The sequence below is a fragment of the Plantactinospora endophytica genome, from assembly GCF_016862915.1.
Classification (GTDB): domain Bacteria; phylum Actinomycetota; class Actinomycetes; order Mycobacteriales; family Micromonosporaceae; genus Plantactinospora; species Plantactinospora endophytica.
Genome location: NZ_BONW01000002.1, coordinates 320476 through 339850, shown reverse-complemented (window position 1 = coordinate 339850; position 19375 = coordinate 320476). Strand labels below are relative to the sequence as shown.

At 73.5% G+C, this 19375-nt stretch carries 15 protein-coding genes; 2 read left to right on the top strand and 13 right to left on the bottom strand.

The window, feature by feature from the left end; translation table 11 throughout:
* Positions 1-50: 50 nt before the first annotated feature.
* From cutA to Pen02_RS04420, 3 genes are read right to left on the bottom strand one after another with little or no spacing between them, the layout of a single operon-like run.
* Positions 51-371, bottom strand: a complete 321-nt coding sequence (cutA, locus tag Pen02_RS04430) for a divalent-cation tolerance protein CutA (protein ID WP_203864586.1) — start codon at positions 369-371, stop codon at positions 51-53.
* Positions 372-381: 10 nt separating this feature from the next.
* Complete coding sequence (locus Pen02_RS04425) at positions 382-1443, bottom strand: 1-acyl-sn-glycerol-3-phosphate acyltransferase (protein ID WP_203864585.1); 1062 nt, start codon at positions 1441-1443, stop codon at positions 382-384.
* Positions 1443-2279 carry a patatin-like phospholipase family protein gene (locus Pen02_RS04420; protein ID WP_203864584.1) on the bottom strand — a complete coding sequence of 279 codons (837 nt, stop codon included), beginning with the start codon at positions 2277-2279 and terminating at the stop codon, positions 1443-1445. The genes Pen02_RS04425 and Pen02_RS04420 overlap by 1 nt, the downstream gene beginning before the upstream one ends.
* A 373-nt stretch (positions 2280-2652) precedes the next feature.
* Here Pen02_RS04420 and Pen02_RS42440 point away from each other — a divergent pair, with 373 nt between their 5' ends.
* The gene (locus tag Pen02_RS42440) at positions 2653-4584 is read left to right on the top strand and encodes a serine/threonine-protein kinase (RefSeq protein ID WP_275413551.1); all 1932 of its coding nucleotides are present in this window, start codon (positions 2653-2655) and stop codon (positions 4582-4584) included.
* Positions 4585-4689: 105 nt separating this feature from the next.
* Complete coding sequence (gene ybiA / locus Pen02_RS04410; RefSeq protein WP_203864583.1) at positions 4690-5280, top strand: riboflavin biosynthesis intermediates N-glycosidase; 591 nt, start codon at positions 4690-4692, stop codon at positions 5278-5280.
* Positions 5281-5430: 150 nt separating this feature from the next.
* Here the strand turns inward: ybiA and Pen02_RS04405 are convergent, their stop codons facing one another.
* The 10 genes from Pen02_RS04405 to Pen02_RS04360 all read right to left on the bottom strand — a co-directional run bounded on the left by Pen02_RS04405 (position 5431) and on the right by Pen02_RS04360 (position 19372).
* A complete protein-coding gene (locus Pen02_RS04405) occupies positions 5431-6762 on the bottom strand; it encodes an ABC transporter ATP-binding protein (protein WP_203864582.1) in 1332 nt (443 codons plus the stop codon).
* A gap of 332 nt (positions 6763-7094) precedes the next feature.
* Positions 7095-8066: a hypothetical protein gene (locus Pen02_RS04400; RefSeq protein WP_203864581.1), complete on the bottom strand. Its 972-nt coding sequence runs from the start codon at positions 8064-8066 to the stop codon at positions 7095-7097.
* 113 nt (positions 8067-8179) lie between these two features.
* Entirely contained in the window at positions 8180-8395 is a 216-nt protein-coding gene (locus Pen02_RS04395) for a hypothetical protein (protein WP_107257963.1), read from the bottom strand.
* A gap of 10 nt (positions 8396-8405) precedes the next feature.
* A complete protein-coding gene (locus Pen02_RS04390; RefSeq protein WP_203864580.1) occupies positions 8406-11828 on the bottom strand; it encodes a cyclic nucleotide-binding protein in 3423 nt (1140 codons plus the stop codon).
* 138 nt (positions 11829-11966) lie between these two features.
* Complete coding sequence (locus Pen02_RS04385) at positions 11967-13025, bottom strand: glycosyltransferase family 4 protein (RefSeq protein WP_203864752.1); 1059 nt, start codon at positions 13023-13025, stop codon at positions 11967-11969.
* Between the two features lie 256 nt (positions 13026-13281).
* Complete coding sequence (locus Pen02_RS04380) at positions 13282-13959, bottom strand: BON domain-containing protein (RefSeq protein WP_203864579.1); 678 nt, start codon at positions 13957-13959, stop codon at positions 13282-13284.
* Positions 13960-14274: 315 nt separating this feature from the next.
* Positions 14275-16065: a trypsin-like peptidase domain-containing protein gene (locus tag Pen02_RS04375; RefSeq protein ID WP_203864578.1), complete on the bottom strand. Its 1791-nt coding sequence runs from the start codon at positions 16063-16065 to the stop codon at positions 14275-14277.
* 62 nt (positions 16066-16127) lie between these two features.
* A complete protein-coding gene (locus Pen02_RS04370) occupies positions 16128-17741 on the bottom strand; it encodes a sensor histidine kinase (protein ID WP_239140051.1) in 1614 nt (537 codons plus the stop codon).
* Positions 17738-18442, bottom strand: coding sequence for a response regulator transcription factor (locus Pen02_RS04365; RefSeq protein ID WP_101369786.1), 705 nt, complete (start codon positions 18440-18442; stop codon positions 17738-17740). Before Pen02_RS04365 ends, Pen02_RS04370 begins: the two co-directional genes overlap by 4 nt.
* Positions 18443-18685: 243 nt before the next feature.
* Positions 18686-19372, bottom strand: coding sequence for a PadR family transcriptional regulator (locus tag Pen02_RS04360; protein ID WP_203864577.1), 687 nt, complete (start codon positions 19370-19372; stop codon positions 18686-18688).
* Between the last annotated feature and the right edge of the window lie 3 nt (positions 19373-19375).

Genomic DNA, 19375 nt, shown 5'->3' with positions numbered 1-19375 from the left:
GGACGGCAGCAGCCGGGGCCGGCAGCAGCGGAGGAGGCGGGCCGCCCGGTTCAGGGGCGGGTCTGCTCGTGCAGCCAGGCCGTGTAGTCCGGGTTGCCGCCCTCCACCCAGGTCACCAGCACCTCCGGCACCTCGTACGGGTGCGCCGCGCGTACCTGGTCGATGAGGGCCTCCACCCGGTCCGGCGCGGTCTTGAACACGACCGTCCACTCCCGGGTGGTCTCCATCCGCGACTCCCACCAGTAGGTGCTGTCCACCGGCCCGCTCACCTGCGCGCACGCCGCCAGCCGGCCGGCGACCGCGGCGGCGGCGAGTACGTCGGCGACGGCCCTCGCGTCCACCACCGTCGTCACGATGCAGATCTGGTCCACGCCGCGCACCCTACGCCGGATCGTCGTCGCCGCGATGCGCATCGACCCATTCGTCTATTCGCGCCCACCAGTCGAAGAGCCAGTCGATCCGCTCCTGGCGGTCCTTCGGCACCTCCTCCGGCGGCACCGACCAGAACCGCATCACGATCCGCTTGTCCATCGGCAGCTCTCGCCACACGTCGGCCACGGTGAGCATCCGGTCCAGCCCGGTGTGCGCGACGAAGATGACCCCGGCGTCGGGCGCGGCGTCCAACGCGGCGAGTACCCCGCCGGGCTGCGGCGCGAGCACGTGTCGCATCGCCTCGGCCCGTTCCGCCATGTCCTCCAGGCCACGGGCCCGGAGCAGGTCGATGGCGCGGCGCCGCCGCCGTGGGGTGAAGTTTCCGCCCTCGGGGAAGATCACGAAGGCGTCGTTCTCGTCCAGGTTGACGGCGAGGTGGCCGATCTGCTCGGCCAGGGACTGCCGGGGCGGGCCGGCCCGATCGGTCGGACCGACGCGGGCCTGCCGGCGGTCGCGGGCCGCGATGAACCGGGTGGGCAACCGGTTCAGGAGTACGTCGACGGCCGGGTCCCACTGCAGGGTGTCCTTGAGCACGATCCGCGGTTCCCGCTTGAACCAGTTGACCAGCGCGTGGATCAGGATGAACGAGTCACCCGGCCCGGCGTGCCGGCACAGCACCAGCTCGGGCCGCCCCGGCAGCGCCGTGTCCGGGTCGGTGCCGACGATGTCGATCCGCAGCCGGAGAGTCCACCGGGCCTGCCAGAACAGCACGGTCAGGAACCACCCGGCGAGTACGTAGTGGGCGCGCTGGAACCCCGGGGACCGCTTGTGCCAGCCGAAGCCGGAGCCGACCCAGAGCCCGAACATCGCGACCAGCGCGGCGGCGTCCCAGACCAGGTAGACGATGCCGACCCAGAGCACCCGGAGCGGGCGCAGGTAGCCGGGCACCAGCGGCGAGGCCGCCGCGGCGAGGATCAGCCACACCGGAAGCGTGGTCACCACCAGTACGGCGAGCAGCACCGTCCCCGGGGCGAGCACCACCCGCCGGACCCATCTCGGTGGCAGCGGCATCAGCCGGGCCCCAGGTGTTCGGTCAGGTAGCGCCGGGACGCCGTGTACGCCCGGCTGATCCGCCGGCCCACCGCCGCCATGTCCCGGTACGCCCACGGCGTGTCGTCGCGGGGCCCCAGCCCTCCGGTCGGCAGCACGTGTACGTCCACGTCGTCCGGCAGCGCCGCCATCTCCCGGGCGAACCGGTGCCGCCGGGCGATCTCGAAGGCCACCTGGGCGATCTCCCACGGCCGGCGGGGCGGGCTCAGCGGCCGCTCGATCCGGCCGACCTGGAGGACGAAGATCTGTTTGGCGCCGGACTGCACCGCCTCGCCGATCGGGATCGAGTTGACGATCCCGCCGTCGACGTAGTGCTCGCCGTCGATCCGGGCCGGCGGCAGCAGCCCGGGTACGGACGCCGAGGCGAGCACCGCCGGCACCAGCGGACCGGTGCCGAACCAGTGCTCGGCGGCCCGCTCGATGCTCGCCGCGCAGCACCGGAACGGCACCTTGAGGTCGGCGAAGGTGGTGCTCTCGCCGAGTTCCGCCTCCAGCAGCCGGCGCAGCGGGCGCGGCGAGTGCAGATGGGTCCGGGCGGCGAAGCGACGCAGTTGCCGGGCGATCGAGTCGCCGTACACCTCGCTGGCCTCGGGCGAGGCCCAGAGCCGGACCAGCCGGTCGGTGACCGCCTCGGACGGGTCGGCGGCGACCAGTGCGCCGTTCACCGCCCCGATCGAGGTGCCGAGTACCAGGTCCGGATGGATGCCGGCCCGGAACAGCGCCCGAAGCATCCCGACCTCGACGGCGCCGAGCACGCCACCGCCGCCGAGCACGAACGCCACCGGACCGCTGACCATGCTGTTCATCCTGGCACGGGCCGCCCACTCCGACCCGCCGGGCCGGTGCTCGGCAGGCTCGGGACCGGAACCACGAGGTGCCCGGGGCCGAGTCCGGGAGGTTGGCGTCCCGCTCGAAGGCGACGCCGACGCTCGGCCGGCCCCGAGGCGGTGACCGTTCGGCGCATCGATCACGCCGCCCGACGAAAGGTGACATCTCCGCCGTCGGTGGTCGAGGTCATCCGGCGGTGTTTCTCGACGGGGATTTCGTGAAAAACCCGGGTGTGTCCGGCTGCTGGACCGTCGTTGACAGGAGTTGGCCGGTCGCGCAGCCTGGTACGACCCCCACACAGCCTGATGTGACCCCCGACTTCCCGGGCAGGTGCGACCGACAATGGCAGCGTTGCAGGCGGGCGGCCTGCTCGCCCGCAGGTATCGGCTTATCGACCGGATCGGCGCCGGCGGCATGTCGGTGATCTGGCGTGCCCGGGACGAGGTGCTCGACCGGGTGGTGGCGGTGAAGGTGCTCGCCGCGGCCCTCGCCGCCGACGCCAAGTTCCGGGAGATGGTCCGGGAGGAGGCCAGGGCCGCCGCGCAACTCGTGCACCCACACGTCACCGCCGTGCACGACTACGGCGAGACGCTCGGACCGGACGGTGGGATCACCGCCTTCGTGGTGATGGAGCTGCTGACCGGCGAGGAACTGAAGGCGGAACTCACCGCCGGGCCGTTGCCGTGGCAGACGGCGGTGGAGATCTGCGCCCAGGTGGCCGAGGCGCTGGCCGCCGCCCATCGGTTGGGCATCGTGCACCGGGACATCACGCCGGCCAACATCATGATGACCGCGACCGGCGCAAAGTTGCTGGACTTCGGCATCGCCACCCAGGTCGGCGCCCCGGACGAGGACGAGGACGGCGAGACGTTCGGCACCCCGGCGTACGTGGCGCCGGAACGGCTGGACGGGCTTCCGGCACAGCCGGCCACCGACACGTACTCACTGGGCGTGCTGCTCTACGAGACGTTGACCGGGCGGGTGCCGTTCCCGGCCGACACCTGGGACGAGCTGACCCGGGCGCTGGAGGCCGGGACGGAGCCGACGCTGGACGGGGTACCCGAGCTGCCGCCGGCGGTGGCGGACGTCTGCCTGCGCTGCCTGGCCCGCGACCCGGTCGAGCGGCCGACCGCCGCGCAGGTCGGCGAGTTGCTGCGCCACCAACTGCTGGCAGCCGATCCGCGACGTGCCGTGCTGGGCCACACCGCTCCGGCGCCACTGCTCGCCGCCCCGACCGCCCCACACACCGCCCCGACCGCCCCACACGCCGCTCCGACGCCCCCGCACGTCGATCCGACGCCCCCGCACAGCGTTCCGACCGCGTCGCACCCCGACCTGGTGCCGTCGCACAGCGGTCCGATCGTCTCGCAGCCCGACCTGGTGCTTTCGCAGAGCGGGCCGGCGGCCCGGGACGCCGGTCGGGTGGGCGGCCCAGAGCCACACCCACCGGTCGAGCCGACGCCGCCGGACCTGGCGGTGCCGACCGGACCGACGGTGCCGCACAACCCGGCGCTGCCAACTGACCCGGCGCTGCCAACCGACTCGGCGCTGCCAACCGACCCGATGGTGCCGACCACCCCGATGGTGCCAGCCGACCAGGCGGTGACAGCCGACCCGGCGGTGCCGGCCGGAGCGCGGGTGGTGGCGGAGGACCGGGTATCGGTGGCGACGGCGACCCGACCACCGACGAACCCGGCGGTGCCGGCCGGGGGCGCGGCGCCGTCGGCCGAGGGCGCCGGTCCGGCGACCGAACCGCCCCGGCCCGGCCGGGTCCTGGTGTTCGCCACCGCCGCGCTGGTCGTGCTCACCATCGCCGTCGTGCTCATCTCCGCGCTCGGCGACGGACCGGAGTCGCGGCCGACGACCGGGGCGAGTACCACCGGACCGGACGGGCCGACACCGGGCGCGACCGGTACTCCGGCGACCGGAGCGGCGACGGCCGGGCCACCGGCCACGGTGGTGCCGAGCGGGCCGCCGGACGTGGCGGACAATCCCAACATTCCCCCGCCGCCGGTCAGCGAGGTGATGGCCCAGCTTTACCGGATCGTCGACGACGGGGTGGCGGCGAACGCCATCCGCGACCACGCCGGGGTGGACCTGCGCAACCACCTCCGCAATCTCCGGGCCGACTCGGGCGCCGCGACGTCCGACCTGGCAGGTCAGGTGTCGCTGCTCCGTGACAAGGTCACGGTCCGCCGGGACGAGGGCTCGATCTCTGCGGAGTACGCGGAACTGCTCGACGCCGCCCTGCTCCGGCTGGCCCGCGCGGTGTGAACCCCGGCCGGACCCGACCGAGGTAGTGTCGATCGGGTCCGGGGGCGCCGTCCGACCGCCGAAACCGGTGGTACGCCGACCCTGTCCTCTGACACCCTGCCAGCCATGGTCACCAGCACGACACCGCCGAGGAACGTCGACGAACTGCGTACGCTGCTCTCCGGCGACGTACGGCCGAAGTACCTGTTCTTCTGGGGGCACCAGCCGGGGCGGGTCGGGGCCCCCGGATCCGGTTGCCTCAGCCAGTGGTGGCCCGCCCCGTTCGTCGTCGACGACGTCCGGTACGCCACCGCCGAGCACTTCATGATGGCCGGAAAGGCCCGGTTGTTCGGCGACACCGCGATGGCGGCCCAGATCCTCGCGGCACCGACCCCCGGCGCGGCCAAGGCACTGGGTCAGCGGGTACGCGGCTTCGACCAGGACCGGTGGGACGAGCGACGGTTCGACCTGGTCGTCGCCGGCAACGCGGCGAAGTTCGGCCGGTACCCCGACCTCCGGGACTACCTGCTCGGCACCGGCGACCGGATCCTCGTCGAGGCCAGCCCGATCGACCGGATCTGGGGGATCGGGCTGGCCGCCGACGATCCCCGGGCCGGCGACCCGGATCGCTGGCGCGGGCTCAACCTGCTCGGGTTCGCGCTGATGCAGGCCCGGCTCCGGCTCGCGGCGGCAACCGCCCCGGCCACGCCCTCCTGAGCGCCCCCCCGAGCGACCCGGCCACGCCCTCCTGAGCGCCCCCTGAGCGACCCGGCCACGCCCTGACGGCGCCGGCCGGGTCGCGTCCTGGCCGATGCGGGGCCATGCCCTCCGGACCGGCGCGGGCCGGGTCGTTTGGGGCGGGGCGGGTCAGCCGAGTCGAATCCGGTTACCCGCGTTGTCGAAGAGCATCAGTTGGTCCAGGTCGACCGCGAGCGTGATCGACTCACCGACCCGGGGCAGCGCCGAGATGGGTACCCGGACCACCACCTCACCGGCGGTGGGCGGCTCGCTGCGCAGATCCGGGTCGTACACGGGATAGAAGCCGTACTCGGTGCGGGCCGTCGCCGGTGGCTGCTCCGGTCGGGGATGCGGGATCATCCGGGACAGCCGGTCCCGTACCGGATGACCGCTCGGCAGGTCGTCGGCGAGCAACTCGGACAGGTGCGGGCCGTCGGCCGGGTACTCCAGGTTCGCCTGCTCCGACGAGGTCGGCAGGGTACCCGTCGTCACGTGCACCAACGCCTCGTGGCCGAGGTTCTCGACCAGACGCACCGCGCCGCGCAGTACCGGCACCGGGCCGGGTGGCGGGTCCGGCACCGGGCTCAGCGCGTCGGCCCGCAGTGCCAGCGTGACCCGCTCGGTGTGCCGTTCGCGCAGTGGGCGTACCCGGGGGTCGTCCGACGGCAGCTCGATCAGTTGCGAACCGACGTCGAGCAGTACCCGGTCGTCGGGTGCGTAGATGGCCGCCTGGAGCAGGTTCGCCCGGGGCGTACCCAGGAAGGCCGCGACGAAGAGGGTGTGCGGGTCCCGGTACACCTCGCCTGGCGGCCCGATCTGCTGGAGCCGCCCCCGGCGCAGCACCGCGACCCGATCGGCCATGGTCATCGCCTCGACCTGGTCGTGCGTCACGTAGAGGGTGGTCATCGCCAGCCTGCGGGCAAGGGCGGCCACCTCGGTACGCAGCTCGGCGCGGAGCCCGGCGTCCACGTTGGACAGTGGTTCGTCGAGCAGGAACGCCCGGGACTCCCCCGCCATGGCCCGCGCCATCGCCACCCGCTGCCGCTGGCCGCCGGAGAGCTGGCCGGGCTTGCGGTCGAGCAGCCCGGTGATGCCGAGCTGGTCGGCGATCTCGCCGACCCGGGCGGACATCTCGGTCGGCGAGTCCGGGCCGAGACTCAGTGGGAAGCGGATGTTCTCGGCGACCGTCAGATGTGGATAGAGCGCGTAGTCCTGGAACACCATCGACAGTTGCCGGGTGGGGCCGGCCCCGCCGGTGACGGGTTCGCCGTCGATCAGCACTTCCCCGCTGGTCGGCTCCTCCAGCCCGGCCACCAGCCGCAGGATCGTCGACTTGCCGCAGCCGGTCGGACCGAGCAGGGTGACGAACTCCCCCGAACTGACCTCGATGCTCACGTCGTCCACCGCGACGGTGCCGTCGGGAAACACCTTCGTCAGCCGGTCGGTGGCGATGCTGACCACGGCGACCACCTCCTGTCGCCATCGTCAGGGGTCAGCGGGACGCGCGCCAGTCCTGGTGCGCCGGACGGCCACGCGCGGTGCGCCGGACGGCCGGACCCGATGCGCCGGACGGCGGAGCACGGTGCGTCGGACGGCATAATGCCACGGCGCCGCGCGGCGTGCTGTCCCGACTCTGGCGAGCACCCCGGTCCGGATTCCACCTCGCACACCGGACCGGATCCCACCTCGGACACCGGATCGGATTCCACCCCGAACGCCGGACCGGATTCCACCTCGGACACCGGATCGGACCGGGCCAACCCGCCGCTGCCGATCGCCGCAGCCGGCGCGGGTCAGTACGTGGTGTCGGCCGGCGGTGGTTCGGCCCGTACCGTCCGGTCCATCCAGCCGTCGCCGTCGTCGTCGTACATCCGCTTCTCGAAGAAGCCGTCGCGGTTCTTGTCGTACTCGCTGATGTCGACCAGCCCGTCGGCGTCCAGGTCGTGCCCGACGAAGTCGGTACGGCCGTCCCGGTCGTGGTCGACCAGGATGTCCACGCCACCGTCGGCCCGGCCCTGGAGCGTGTGCCGGTCCCAGTCGCCGTCACCGTCGGCGTCGACCCTGGTCCGATACCCATCGGGTACGGCCGGCTCGGCGTCACCGGGTGGCGGTTCGGCCGGTCCGAAGCCCACCTCGGGAGCCGGTCCGAAGCCCACCTCGGCCGCCGGTGCGGTCCCGGGCGCCGACCCGAATCCGGTCTCGGCGTTCGCCAGCGCGGCGGCGAGCCCGGCGTCCGGATCGGCCAGCGCGCCGGCCAGCCCGCCGGTCGGTTGCGCCAGTGCGCTGTCGGTGGCCGACCCGATCTCCCGGCCAATCTCGTCACCGAGCCCGGTCAGCCCGCCCACCGGCGCGACCGACGCTCCCGGCCCGACCGGCGCGGCACAGCCCGGTACCTCGGCCAGCGGCGGCACCTCCCCGCCGGGACCGGCCGCCGCACCGAACCCCTGCACCGCGCCGGGCGCGGCGGCACCCAGGCCACCGGCCGGAGCCGGGCCGAGCCCGGGGGTGGTGACCTCACCCACTCCGGGCAGCGCGCCGGCCAGCCCGGCGAGCGGGGCGAACATGCCGAACAGGCTCGACTGGTTGGCCCGGGTCTCGACGCCGTGCTGGCCGGCGGTGTCGCCGCCGATCTGGAGCTGGAGCAGGGCCAGTTCGTCGGCGTCGAGGCGGTAGCCGGCGAGGGCGTTCACCGGATCCGCCGCGAGCGCGGCCCCGAACGCCGGATCGGTGACCAGGCGCTCCAGTACGTCGTCGAAGTCGCTCACGATCGCCTCCTCAGCACGCCGGCCGTTCTCAGGCTAACCGTGGACCGCCATCCCGAACACTCTCCGTCGCCCAGCCGTCCCCCGGTGGCGAGGTCGTCCCGCGGTGCGGGAGGTCAGTCCAGCTCGGGCATGGGTACCGGCTGTGGGCGCGGCCGGCAGGTGCCGCACTGGAGCGCGTCCTCGACGACGAGCGCCTCGGCCCGGCCCCGCGCCTCCGACCGGTGCACCTGCAACAGGTACGGGCCGAACCGGGCGTGGTCCTCGCAAACGCCACGCCCACAGAACCGGCACCCGCCCCGCGCCGCCTTCGGACAGAACCAACAGAGCACTAAGAACTCCTCACCTGATGGTCACGATCGAACAGCCGGCCACCGTGATCGGGCTGCCGTCGAGGCTGGACGTCGCCTTCTCGCTGTCCGTCGCGGTGACCCAGACCTTGAGCGTGCCGCCACCGTTGTTCTGCCCGGGGAACGGCACCGGGCCGACCGTGCCGTAGTAGGCACCGTCCGGGGACATCCGGGCCGACCCGCTGGCGAAGCCGCTCCAGTGCACGGTGACCACCAGAGTTCGGCCGGTGTCCTGGTCGTCCGAGACGTTCACTCCGACCGTGGTCGTGGTCGGGTGTTCGGTGCACGCGCCGCTAGCGGTCTGTTGGCTCAGCGTCCCGCCCGGGTCCCGCTGCCAACTGATCACGGGTGGGCGGTTGGCGGGCGTCGTCGGCGGGGCCGTGGTGGGTGGGGGTGTGGTGCGCGGCGGAGTGGGTGGCGGGCCGGTGGTCGGGACGGTGCCCGGGGGCGTACTCGGGGTCCGGGTCGGGGTGCTGCCGGGAGTGAGGGTCGGGGTCGGCCCGGGGGTGGGCGACGCGGTCGGGGACGGCGTCGGCGAGGGCGTCGGCGACGGCAGTCCGGGAGTGGTCGACTCCGGGTCGCCCGGGGTACCGGTCGGGGAGGCTCCGCCGTCGGGTGCCGTACCGCCGCCGCAGGCCAACGGGCGGCGGTGTTCCGGCTGGCGTACCCCGGCGACGCGTACCTCGCCGGTGGCGACCTCGGCGCCCCGGGGCCAGGCCGCGTAGTGTGCCGCGCCCCGGTTGCTGATCCCGCCGCCGGTCCGGTCGACCAGCAGCGACAGCGGTGCGAAGGCGGTACTCGGGCTCTCGGTGTCGGCGATCATCCGGCCGCTGTCGAGGGTCAGCCGGCTGTGCGGGGTGACCGTCCTAGTCCCGTCGCTCCAGAGTGGACCGAGCACGGCCCGGGAACCGGCACAGAACGTCGCCGTCCCGCCGCCCCGGAAGGTCAGCACGGCGCGGGACCGCACCGGTACCCGGAGCTGGTCGCCCTCGGAGACGTAGATCCGCTCCCCCTCGGCCAGCCGTACGCTCCGGCCGTCCACGGTCGCGTCGACCTGGCCGGAGTCGGCGTGCAGCAGCGCCCGGTCACTGGGCATCTCCGCCCAGGCCGGGCCGGGGATCAGGTTGGTCGCCGTGCTGAGCAGGGCCAACAGCAGGAAGAGCAGAACCAGCCACCACAGCTTCCGCTCGAACCGGCGGTCGACGTCCGGGTCCGCGTTCGGTGGTGGCGGGCCCGGCGGCGCGGCCAGCGGCGGGTAGCCGACGACGGGGTGTACGCCGGCCCGGGGCGCGCTGCCCGGCGTACCGTGCTCGGCCGGTGGGGGCGGCGCGCCCGGGGTGCCGAACAGCAGCGGCAGGCCGGTGACGGCCGGCAGGGCCCAGACCCGGACCGGGGTACGGGCGGTGGCCACCGTGCCCGGCTCGCCCTCGCCGGCCGGGCCGATCAGCGTGCCCCGGCGGAGTTGCGTGCCGTCCGGCAGCTCGATCACGCCGGACGCCACCACCACCGCGTCGTTCGGCCCGGCGAGCACGATCGGGTCCCCGGCGGCGACGGCCGACACCAGGGCACCGGAGACCAGGCCCATCCGGTCCTCGGCGCTGAGCCCGCGCAGTGCCGGCGCCTCGGCGAACAACGCCTCGGCCTCGGCCCGCTCGCTCGGCGGCGGGCCGGGCAGCGGCCCCACCCCGGCGACCACCACCGGGGCCGGCAGTCCCAGCAGCTCGGTCCCGGCGGTGTGCCAGTCCAGTGTGGCCGGTGTCCCGGTCAGCACGTTGGCCAGCCCGATCACCCCGCCCGGGCCGAGCCGCTGCCGGACCAGGCCACCCGGGTCGCCCGGCTGCCGGCCCTCCATCGCGCCGTCCACCACGAGGAAGACGGTCGACTGCGCGGCACCGGCGAAGACCAACTGGGTACCGGTACGCGGCCGTACCCAGCGGGCTCGGTGGGCCAGCTCGGTCAGGGTCGCCCCGGGCAGCCGGCCGAGCGGCGAGTTGCGCAGCGCGTCCAGTCGACGGGGCAGGTCAAGTCGTTGTCGCCGCTCCGCCAAGCGGGCGCGTATCCGACGGATCCGCCGGGCCAGCCAGCCGGCGGCGAGGTAGACCAGCGGGGCGGCCAGCCCGGCGACGACGGCCACCAGCAGCAGCCGGGCCGGCCAGCCGGACCGCCACAGTCCGAGTACCAGTCCGGCGACCCGGTCGGTCCAGATCCGCCAGCCGACGTTCACCGCGATGACCACCCAGAGCAGCGCCAGGGTGCCGTACAGGGCGACGATCCGGCCCTCGCGGTCGAGTTGCGCCCAGCGGGGCGGCCGGCGGCGCAGCCGGCCCAGCACGTACGACAGGCCACGGGCACGCAGGTTGGGGATCTCCAACCAGTCCATCAGCAGGTAGTAGCCGTCGAGGGCGAGGAACGGGTTGAGGTTGAACAGCGCGTTGAGGTACCAGGCGAAGGCGAGCTTGAAGGTCCACGGCGCCGCCTCCGGCACGAGCACCCCGACGAGTTGGGCGAGACCGGCCAGGATCAGTCCGCTGGCCGGACCGGCGGCCGTGGTGAGCATCCGGGCCCGGCGGCCGGCCATCCAGACGTCCGTGGTGTCGACGAAGACCGACGGGATGCCGAAGTAGACCAGGAAGCCGGCGGCCGGTACCCGCCGTCCGGCGTGTTTGGTGGCGAGCGCGTGCCCGAGTTCGTGGCAGGCCAGCGCGAGTACGTTCAACCCGACCAGCACCGCCGCGCCGGCCGCGTACGAGCCGTCGGTCAGGAACAGCGACTGGTCACCGGCCCACCAGGTCCAGCCGAACAGCAGCAGCCCGGCGACCGCCACCACGCCGAGCAGCCCGGCGGCGACCCGGGTGAAGAGCAGCTTCCCGCCGGCCCGGTAGGCGAGGCCGACCAGCGGGTCGATGTCGGCCACCACCGTCCGCTGCCCCTTGGCGGCGGCGACCAGCCCTCGGCCCAGCCGCAGCGGCCAGGGCCGGCGGTGCACCCGGTCCAGCGGACGGAACGCGTCCACCGGCAACTCGGCCAGCATCCGGTTGCCGGCCAGGTCGGCGACGACCCGGGTGACCTGGTCCGGGGCCAGCCGGCCGGCGATCCGGGCGAACTCGGCGACCAGCCTGGCGACGGTGCGGGTACCGTCCATCAGCTCGGCCAGCCGCCACTCCTCCGGGGACAGCCGCAGATAGCAGGCGTCGCCCCGGGAGTCCGGCGAGCGGAGCATCACGTACGGCACGCCGCGTACCGAGACCAGTTCGGCGCGTTCGATGCCGGGGCGCAGCACCGGGCGGGCCCGGGCCGGGTTCAGCCGTTCGACGACCGCGGTCCACAGCCCCGCGTCGGCGGGTCCCAGCGGCCGGCCCGGGGCACGGCCGGCCAGCGCCTCCCAGACGCTCACCCGGCTCTCGACGACGGCCACCGACCCCTGCCCTCCGCGTCCCGCTGCGGCATGCAGAGTAAGTCGTCAATCCCACCCTGGCGCGCTCGCGTCCACTACCCGACAGCGAGCGTGGCTGACGCCGTACCCGAAATCAAGCCGGCGGCCGCGCGGCCCTCGTCACCAGGCGACGGTGGGTGCCGACTCCGGCCGGACCGGCGGCGCCAGGCCCGGCTCGGTGAACGCCCGGTAGACCCGCTCGTAGTCGTCGGCCATCCGCTCGGCCGAGAACGCCCGCCGGACGTGCGCCACGCAGGCGGCCGGGTCCAGTTGGGCCACCTCGCGCAGGGCCGGTCCCAGCTCGGACGGGTCGTCGCAGATCAGCCCGGTCTCCCCGGACCGGACCAGTTCCGGCACCGCACCCCGGTTCAGCGCCACCACCGGGGTACCGGTGGCCATCGCCTCCACCATCACCATGCCGAACGGCTCCTCCCAGCGGATCGGCATGATCAGGCAGCGGGCGGCGAGCATCAGCCGTACCGTGGCGTCCCGGTCGGGATTGCGCAGCACGGTGACGTCGGGGCCGAGCATCGGCTCGATCACCTGCTCCAGATAGCGGCGTTCGGACCGTTCGTCGCACTTGCCGGCCAGCACCAGTGGCAGGCCGGCCGCCCGGCACGCCTCGATGGCCAGGTCCGGGCCCTTGTCCGCGCTGAACCGGGCGAGCCAGAGCACCGGCCCCAACCCTGGCGCCGACTTGGTCAGCAGGTTCGCGGTCGAGATTCCGTTGTGCACGGTGGCGACCCAGGGCAGTTCGGGAGCCAGCCGGCGCTGGGTGTGCGAGATGGCCACCAGACCGACCTGCGGGTCGACGTCGCCGAGCACCTCGCGCAGTTCGCCGGTCGGCTTGCCGTGCACGGTGCTGACCGTCGGCACCGAGCGGCCCGCGGCGTACGGCCCGACGGTGGTGTGGTCGTGCACGATGTCGAACGAATCAGGGGTGATCATGCGGTTGACCCGGGTCAGATGGGCCAACTCCGGCAGGGTCTGGCCGAGCCGGTGATGCTGCAACTCCGGCACCGTACCGACGAACCGCGCGGCGGTGCCCGTCCCGGTACCCGCGCCGAAGAGGGTCACCTGGTGACCCTTTGCCGCGAGCCCGTCGACCAGGGCCGAACAGACCTGTTCCAGCCCGCCGTAGCCGGGCGGCGGCAGTTCGTACCACGGAGGAACCACCATCGCGATACGCAGCCGACGGTCCGGCTGCGCCCGTTCGGACGGGTTACCAGTCACGAAGGGGTCCTCCCGTCGGGGCCGTACGGTCGGATGGTCGGCGTCGTGGCGGTCGCGGGCTCGTTCGCCGTGCAGGGCGACATGGGCACCGGGTCCGCCGGACGGGCGCTGCGGATCGACGTGGACGCTCCTCGGCCGGGCACCTCGGTCGGCGGGCGTCCCGCGACTCGTCCGGGGCGGGTACGGGTCAGGTCGCGCACGGTCAGGTCGCGAGGACGAGCCGGATCTCGACGTCGCCGACGCCGGGTGCCGCCCAGGCCACCCGTTCCGCCTCCTCCCGCTCCAGCCAGGACCGCACCTCGCCGGTGAGCACCACCGTCCCGCCGTCGACGTCGATCTCGATCAGGTCGGCCTCGACGTCGACCCGCCGGGCCAGCGCGGCCCGGATGTCCCGCTCGATGTCCTGCTCGCTCAGGTCACCAGTCGGCCGTACGGCGACCAGGTTGGTCACCCCGCGTACCCCGGTGAGCCGGCGGACCGCCCGCTCGGCGGCCCGCTTCTGGTAGCCCCGGTCGACCTCGCCGCGCAGCGTCAGCCAGCCGTTCGCGGCGGTCACCTGGATCCGCTCCACCGGGACGAAGGAGTCCCACTCCAGCGCCCGGCCCGCCGCCGTGGCGATGTCGGTGTCGGTGCGTTCGGCGGTGCCCGCGAGGCGTACCTCGATGTCGTTGGCGACCGCCCGGTTGCCCCGGATCCGGTGTGCGATGCGTTCCGCGGCCCACTTCTTGGCGTAGCAGTCCACCCAGCCGGTCAAGGTCACGATGCCGCTCTTCACCGACACGCCCACCTCGCTGGCACGTACCCGGGCGTCCCAGGCCAGTTCGGCCAGCACGTCGCGCTGGATGTCGGCGTCGCTGCGCGCCATGGTCGCGGTACTCATCGCCGCTCCTCCCCCGGGTCCCCGCCGTGGTCGACCTCCGGCCGACACCGGATCCGGCCCTGCCAGACCAACCCCGATACTCGCGCCGGTCCGGGTGAACCGGGCTCACCCGGACCAGGTGAAGCGGGACCTCCGGTTCGCTCCGATCCGCCGCGCCACGGCCGGGGCCGGAGGGAGGAGCCGGCGGGGCCGGACGGAGGAGCGGCGGGCGACCTGACCAACCCCCTTGGTCACGTCGCCCGCCGCTCTGGGGAGGGAGGCTTTTTTCTTCCGCCGTGCGGAAGTTCCATCCGCAAGCGTACTTGCGTTCTTTCCTTACGACGTTTCGGCGAGCGTCACGGTTGCCGTCTTTTCGACTCCGTTTCGGGAGTACGTCAACTGCACCTGGTCGCCGACCTTGCCGGCCTGCACCGCGCCGACCAGGTCGTCGGCGTCGCCGATCTTCTTGTCGCCGAACTGGGTGACGATGTCGCCCTGCTGGAGGCCGGCCTTGGCGGCCGGGCTGTCCGGCACGACCCCGCCGACCAGCGCGCCGCCGTTCTCCGCCGGGGTGACCTGGACGCCGAGCGACGGGTGGCTGACCTTCTCGCCGCGCTGGAGCGCCTCGGCGACCGCCCTGGCCTTGTTGCTCGGGATGGCGAAGCCGACGCCGATGTTGCCGCTGCCCTGGCCGGAGGTGGCGATGGCGGTGTTGATGCCGATCACCTCCGCCTTGGTGTTGACCAGCGCGCCACCGGAGTTGCCCGGGTTGATCGGCGCGTCGGTCTGCAACAGGCCGGAGATCGAGGTGGCCCCGCCCTGCTGCTGCGGCTGCTCGAACGGGTTCTGCTGCTCGCCCTCGCCGCCGCCGGCCCGGATGGTCCGGTCCCGGGCGCTGATGATGCCGGCGGTCACCGAACCCTGGAGGCCGAGCGGGCTGCCCAGCGCCAGGACCTGGTCGCCGACCTGCATCGCGTCGCTGTCGCCGAACTTCGCGGCGGTCAGCCCGGAGAGTCCCTCGGCCTTCACCACCGCCAGGTCGGTCTTCGGGTCGGTGCCGATGACCTTCGCGTCGGCGTTCTTGCCGTCGGCGAAGAACACCTTGACGTTGCCGCCGTTCGCGCCGGCCACCACGTGGTTGTTGGTCAGCACGAAGCCGTCGGCGCTCATCACCACGCCCGACCCCTCGGCGCTGCCGGTGCTGATCGACACCACGCTGTCCTGCGCCTGGGCGGCGATCTTCGGCAGGTCGGCCGAGTTGATCACCGGCGCCGCCGAGTAGGTCCGGTTGGTCACCGTCGGCGAGTCGTCGTCCAGAGCGGTCGCGATGGCCCCACCGGCGAGGCCGGAGCCGACCATCAGGGCCAGCGCGGCGACGCCGATCGCCAGGACCTTGCCGACCCGGCCGGGGCCGGAGGCCGGTGCGGGCGAGCCGCCGGGCGCGGCCCACGGCGGTACCGGGCCGCCGAGGTGTGGCGGCTGGGGCGGCCCTCCGGCGCCGGGGTGGCCCGGTGCCCAGGACGGCTGGGCCTGCTGGCCGCCGGTCGGCGCCTGCCACGGGCTGGTGCCGGGCGGCGTCGGAAGACCACCGGTCCGGCCGGTCGGCGGCAGGCTGTACGGCTGGCCGGAGGCGGGTGCGGGGGCGTACGGGCCGGCGTGGTGGGGCTGGCCGGCGGCGGGGGCGGCGTACGGGTTTCCGCCGTGCGGCTGTCCGAGGGCCGGCGTGGCGCCGTACGGCTGACCCGCCGCGGGTGCCCCCGCGTACGGCTGGCCGGAGGCCGGCACCCCGCTGTACGGCTGCTCGGCCGTCGCCGTCGTACCCGCGTACGCCCCGGCGCCGTACGGCTGGCCGGAGGCGGGCTGTGCGGCGGTCGACGCCTCGGACCGCTCGCCCGACGCGGCGTGCTCCGGCGTGCTGCCGGTGGCGGCGAAACTGGCCGTCGTGTCGGTGGCGGCGTAGCCGGCCGTCGTGTCGGTGGAACCGGCGGCCGGGGTGGCCGCGTCGGCGGTGTAGGCGCCGGGATCGGACTGCCCGCGGTCGTCGCGCGGCAGCTCGGCGGTGGAGTGCGAGAGCTCGCGGTCGGCGGTCACCGGCCGCCGCTGCGGGTCGGTCTCGAAGTCGCTCATGCCCTTACCTTGCCCCCTCGCTCTGCGACGTACCTTGGGCTCGCCTGGATATTGGCTGAGAATTACTCTACGTCGATTGATTCGGCCGTCTCCGGGTCGTCGGAGATCTCCGGAGCGCGCGGCAGCCGTACCCGGAAGGTGGCACCACCGCCCGGGGTGTCAACCACCTCGACGCTGCCGTTATGCCCCGCCACCAGGGCGGCCACGATAGCCAGCCCGAGTCCGGTGCTCACCCCGCCGCCCGCCTGGCGGGTCCGGGCGGCGTCCGCCCGGTAGAACCGTTCGAAGACCCGCTCGGCCTGCTCCGGGGAGAGCCCCGGACCGGTGTCCGCGACCTCGATCACCGCATCGCTCTGTTCGACCCGCAGCCGCAACGTCACCGCCGCGTCCGGCGGAGTGTGGGTGAGGGCGTTGGTCATCAGGTTACCGAGCACCTGCCGCAGCCGGGCGTCGTCGCCGAAGACCACGAGCGAACCGGCACCCGGCTCGATCTCCAGGCTGATCGGCCGCTCCGGCGCGACCACCTTGGCGGCCTGCACCGCGTCGCTGGCGAGTACCGGCAACTCGACCGGTGCCAGGGTGAGCGGCCGTTCCCGGTCGAGCCGGGCCAGCAGCAGCAGGTCCTCGACGAGCAGGCCCATCCGGGCCGACTCGTCCTCGATCCGCCGGATCAGCCGGGCGGTGTCCTCGGGTGCACCGACAGCACCCTGCCGGTACAGCTCGGCGAAGCCCCGGATGGTGGTCAGCGGGGTACGCAGTTCGTGCGAGGCGTCGGCGATGAACTGCCGCATTCGCTCCTCGGAGCGCCGCGCCCGGGACTCCGACGCCTGGGCGGCCAGCGCGGCGTTACGGGCCGCCGTCGCCGCGCTGCGGGCGTTCGCCTCCGCCGCCCGGGCCGCCGACTCCGAGGCCGCCCTGGCGGTGAACGCCACCTCGATCTGGCTGAGCATCGTGTTCAGCGCCCGGGACAGCCGGCCGAGTTCGGTCTTCGCCTCGATCTCGCCCGGCTCCGGATCGGGTATTCGTCTGGACAGGTCACCGCCGGCGATGGCCGCCGTGGTCCGCTCGATCTCCACCAGCGGTTTCAGACTGGTACGCACGATCGCCGCACCCGCCGCCGCGAGTGTGATCAACACCGAGCCGCCCACGAGCACGTCGATCCAGACCAGTTCCTTGACCGCGAGGTCGACGTCGGTGAGGTGTTGCCCGACGGCCAGGAAGACGCCGCTGCGCCACTGCACGACCATCATCCGCCAGCGGAACCGGTGGTCGGCCGACGAGACCGTGAAGAAGTCGCCGCCGGCGTGCCGCTCGTACCATTCCGGATCGTCGAGCGCGGCGGGCAGGTTGTTCTGGTTCAGCGCCGTCCGGTCGTAGAGCGGGATGAAGACGCCGGCCTCCCGGTCGGCCCGCACGATCAGGTAGTCGGTCGGCAACGCGCTGCGGCCGGCCAGCAGTTCGTCGTAGAGCCGTTGGACCTGCTGCTCGTTCGCGTCGCGGGCGAAGGTCGCCAGTTCGCCGTCGATCCGGCCGATCAGGTAGCTGCGCAGGAAGAACGCGGTCATCACGCTGATCACCACCAGGGCGGCGGCGACCAGGACGAGTACGGCGGCGACCAGCTTGATTCGCAGCGGCGTACCGCGCAGCCGCCCTTTCAGCGGCAGGGCGACATTCACGCCGCCGGCTTGCGGAGGACGTACCCGACCCCGCGCAGCGTGTGGATCAGCCGGGGCTGGGTGGTGTCGATCTTGCGCCGCAGGTAGGAGATGTAGGACTCCACGATGTTGTCGTCGCCCCGGAAGTCGTAGTTCCAGACGTGGTCCAGGATCTGCGCCTTGGACAGCACCCGGTTGGCGTTGAGCATCAGGTAGCGCAGCAGCTTGAACTCGGTCGGCGAGAGCTGCACCCGCTTACCGGCCCGGTGCACCTCGTGGGTCTCCTCGTCCAGTTCGAGGTCGGCGAAGGTGAGCCGGGAGGGCGCGTGCTCCCCGGTGGCCGTACGCCGCAGCACCGCCCGGATCCGGGCGGTCAACTCCTCCAGGCTGAACGGTTTGGTGACGTAGTCGTCGCCGCCCAGGGTCAGCCCCCGGATCTTGTCGTCGGTCGCGTCCCGGGCAGTGAGGAAGACCACCGGCGTACGCGTGCCGCCCTCGCGGAGCAGCCGGATCACCTCGAAGCCGTCGAGGTCGGGCAGCATGACGTCGAGCACGACCAGGTCGGGCCGCCGCTCCTTTGCCGCGCTCACCGCCGCGCTCCCACTGGTGGCGGTGGCCACGTCGAAACCGGCGAACCGCAGACTGGCGGAGAGCAGCTCGAGAATGTTCGGATCGTCCTCCACGACCAGGAGCCGTGCCTCGCTCTGCGTTGTCGCTGCCATCCGGCCATCATCCGCGCCCCCGCTGCGGCTCGGCTGAGCATCCCCTGAAAACTTTCTGAGAGCCTTCTCAGCCGCGTCCCAGGGGTCTCCCCAGCCGCTTTCCGACGATCCTGCCAGCCGCGCCCCGGGAGTCTCCCCGGCCGCGTCGCCCCCGCCGGTGCAGCGGCCGGCACAGTCCGTCAGCGGGGCAGTCCGTCTGCGAAGCAGCCCGTCAGCGGGGCACTCCGTCAGCGGGGCAGCCCGTCAGCGGAGCAGTCGGCGCAGGCCGTCCAGTGCCCCGTTCAGCAGCCGGGCCGCCGTACGGAGCTGGGCCTCGGTGAACCGGCCGCTGCGGGCCAGCGCGCGTACCTCGGTGACGAAGAGCAGCAACTGCCGGTCGAACTCGTCGGCCGGATCGTCCCCCTCCGCCGTCGACCAGCCGTCGGCCGGCTGCTCACCGAAACGCACCCCCGCCGACCAGCCATCGCCGGCCGCCCCGGCACCCGTCGCCGACCCCGGACGGGCTCCGGCCGGACCGGAGGACCGGTCACCCCGACGGGTCTGCCGGACCGCGGCCCGCAGCTCCTGCTTCAGGTCGCGCACGGAACCGCGTACCTCGGACCGGATCTCACCGGCCAGCTTCGCCAGGTCCGAGACCGAGTCCCGGATCTCCGACTCCAGGCTGGCCACCTCGTCCGCCCGTTGCCGCAGCTCGGCCCGGCCCGCCTCGGTGATCCGGTAGACCTTCCGGCCGCCGACGGCGTCGTGCGTGACCAGCCCCTCGGCCTCCAGCCGGGCGAGGCGCGGATAGATGGTGCCGGCACTCGGCGCGTACAGGCCGAGGAAGCGCTCCTCCAGCAGCCGGATCAGCTCGTAGCCGTGTCTCGGCCCGTCGTCGAGCAGCTTGAGCAGATAGAGCCGGAGCCGGCCGTGGCCGAACACCGTCGTCATGTC

Coding starts and splice junctions, on each gene's coding strand:
- Pen02_RS04425 (WP_203864585.1), bottom strand. CDS start 1,443: ATGCCGCTGCCACCGAGATGGGTCCGGCGGGTGGTGCTCGCCCCGGGG.
- Pen02_RS04420 (WP_203864584.1), bottom strand. CDS start 2,279: ATGGTCAGCGGTCCGGTGGCGTTCGTGCTCGGCGGCGGTGGCGTGCTC.
- Pen02_RS42440 (WP_275413551.1), top strand. CDS start 2,653: ATGGCAGCGTTGCAGGCGGGCGGCCTGCTCGCCCGCAGGTATCGGCTT.
- ybiA (WP_203864583.1), top strand. CDS start 4,690: ATGGTCACCAGCACGACACCGCCGAGGAACGTCGACGAACTGCGTACG.
- Pen02_RS04385 (WP_203864752.1), bottom strand. CDS start 13,025: ATGGTGGTTCCTCCGTGGTACGAACTGCCGCCGCCCGGCTACGGCGGG.
- Pen02_RS04380 (WP_203864579.1), bottom strand. CDS start 13,959: ATGAGTACCGCGACCATGGCGCGCAGCGACGCCGACATCCAGCGCGAC.
- Pen02_RS04375 (WP_203864578.1), bottom strand. CDS start 16,065: ATGAGCGACTTCGAGACCGACCCGCAGCGGCGGCCGGTGACCGCCGAC.
- Pen02_RS04365 (WP_101369786.1), bottom strand. CDS start 18,442: ATGGCAGCGACAACGCAGAGCGAGGCACGGCTCCTGGTCGTGGAGGAC.
- Pen02_RS04360 (WP_203864577.1), bottom strand. CDS start 19,372: ATGACGACGGTGTTCGGCCACGGCCGGCTCCGGCTCTATCTGCTCAAG.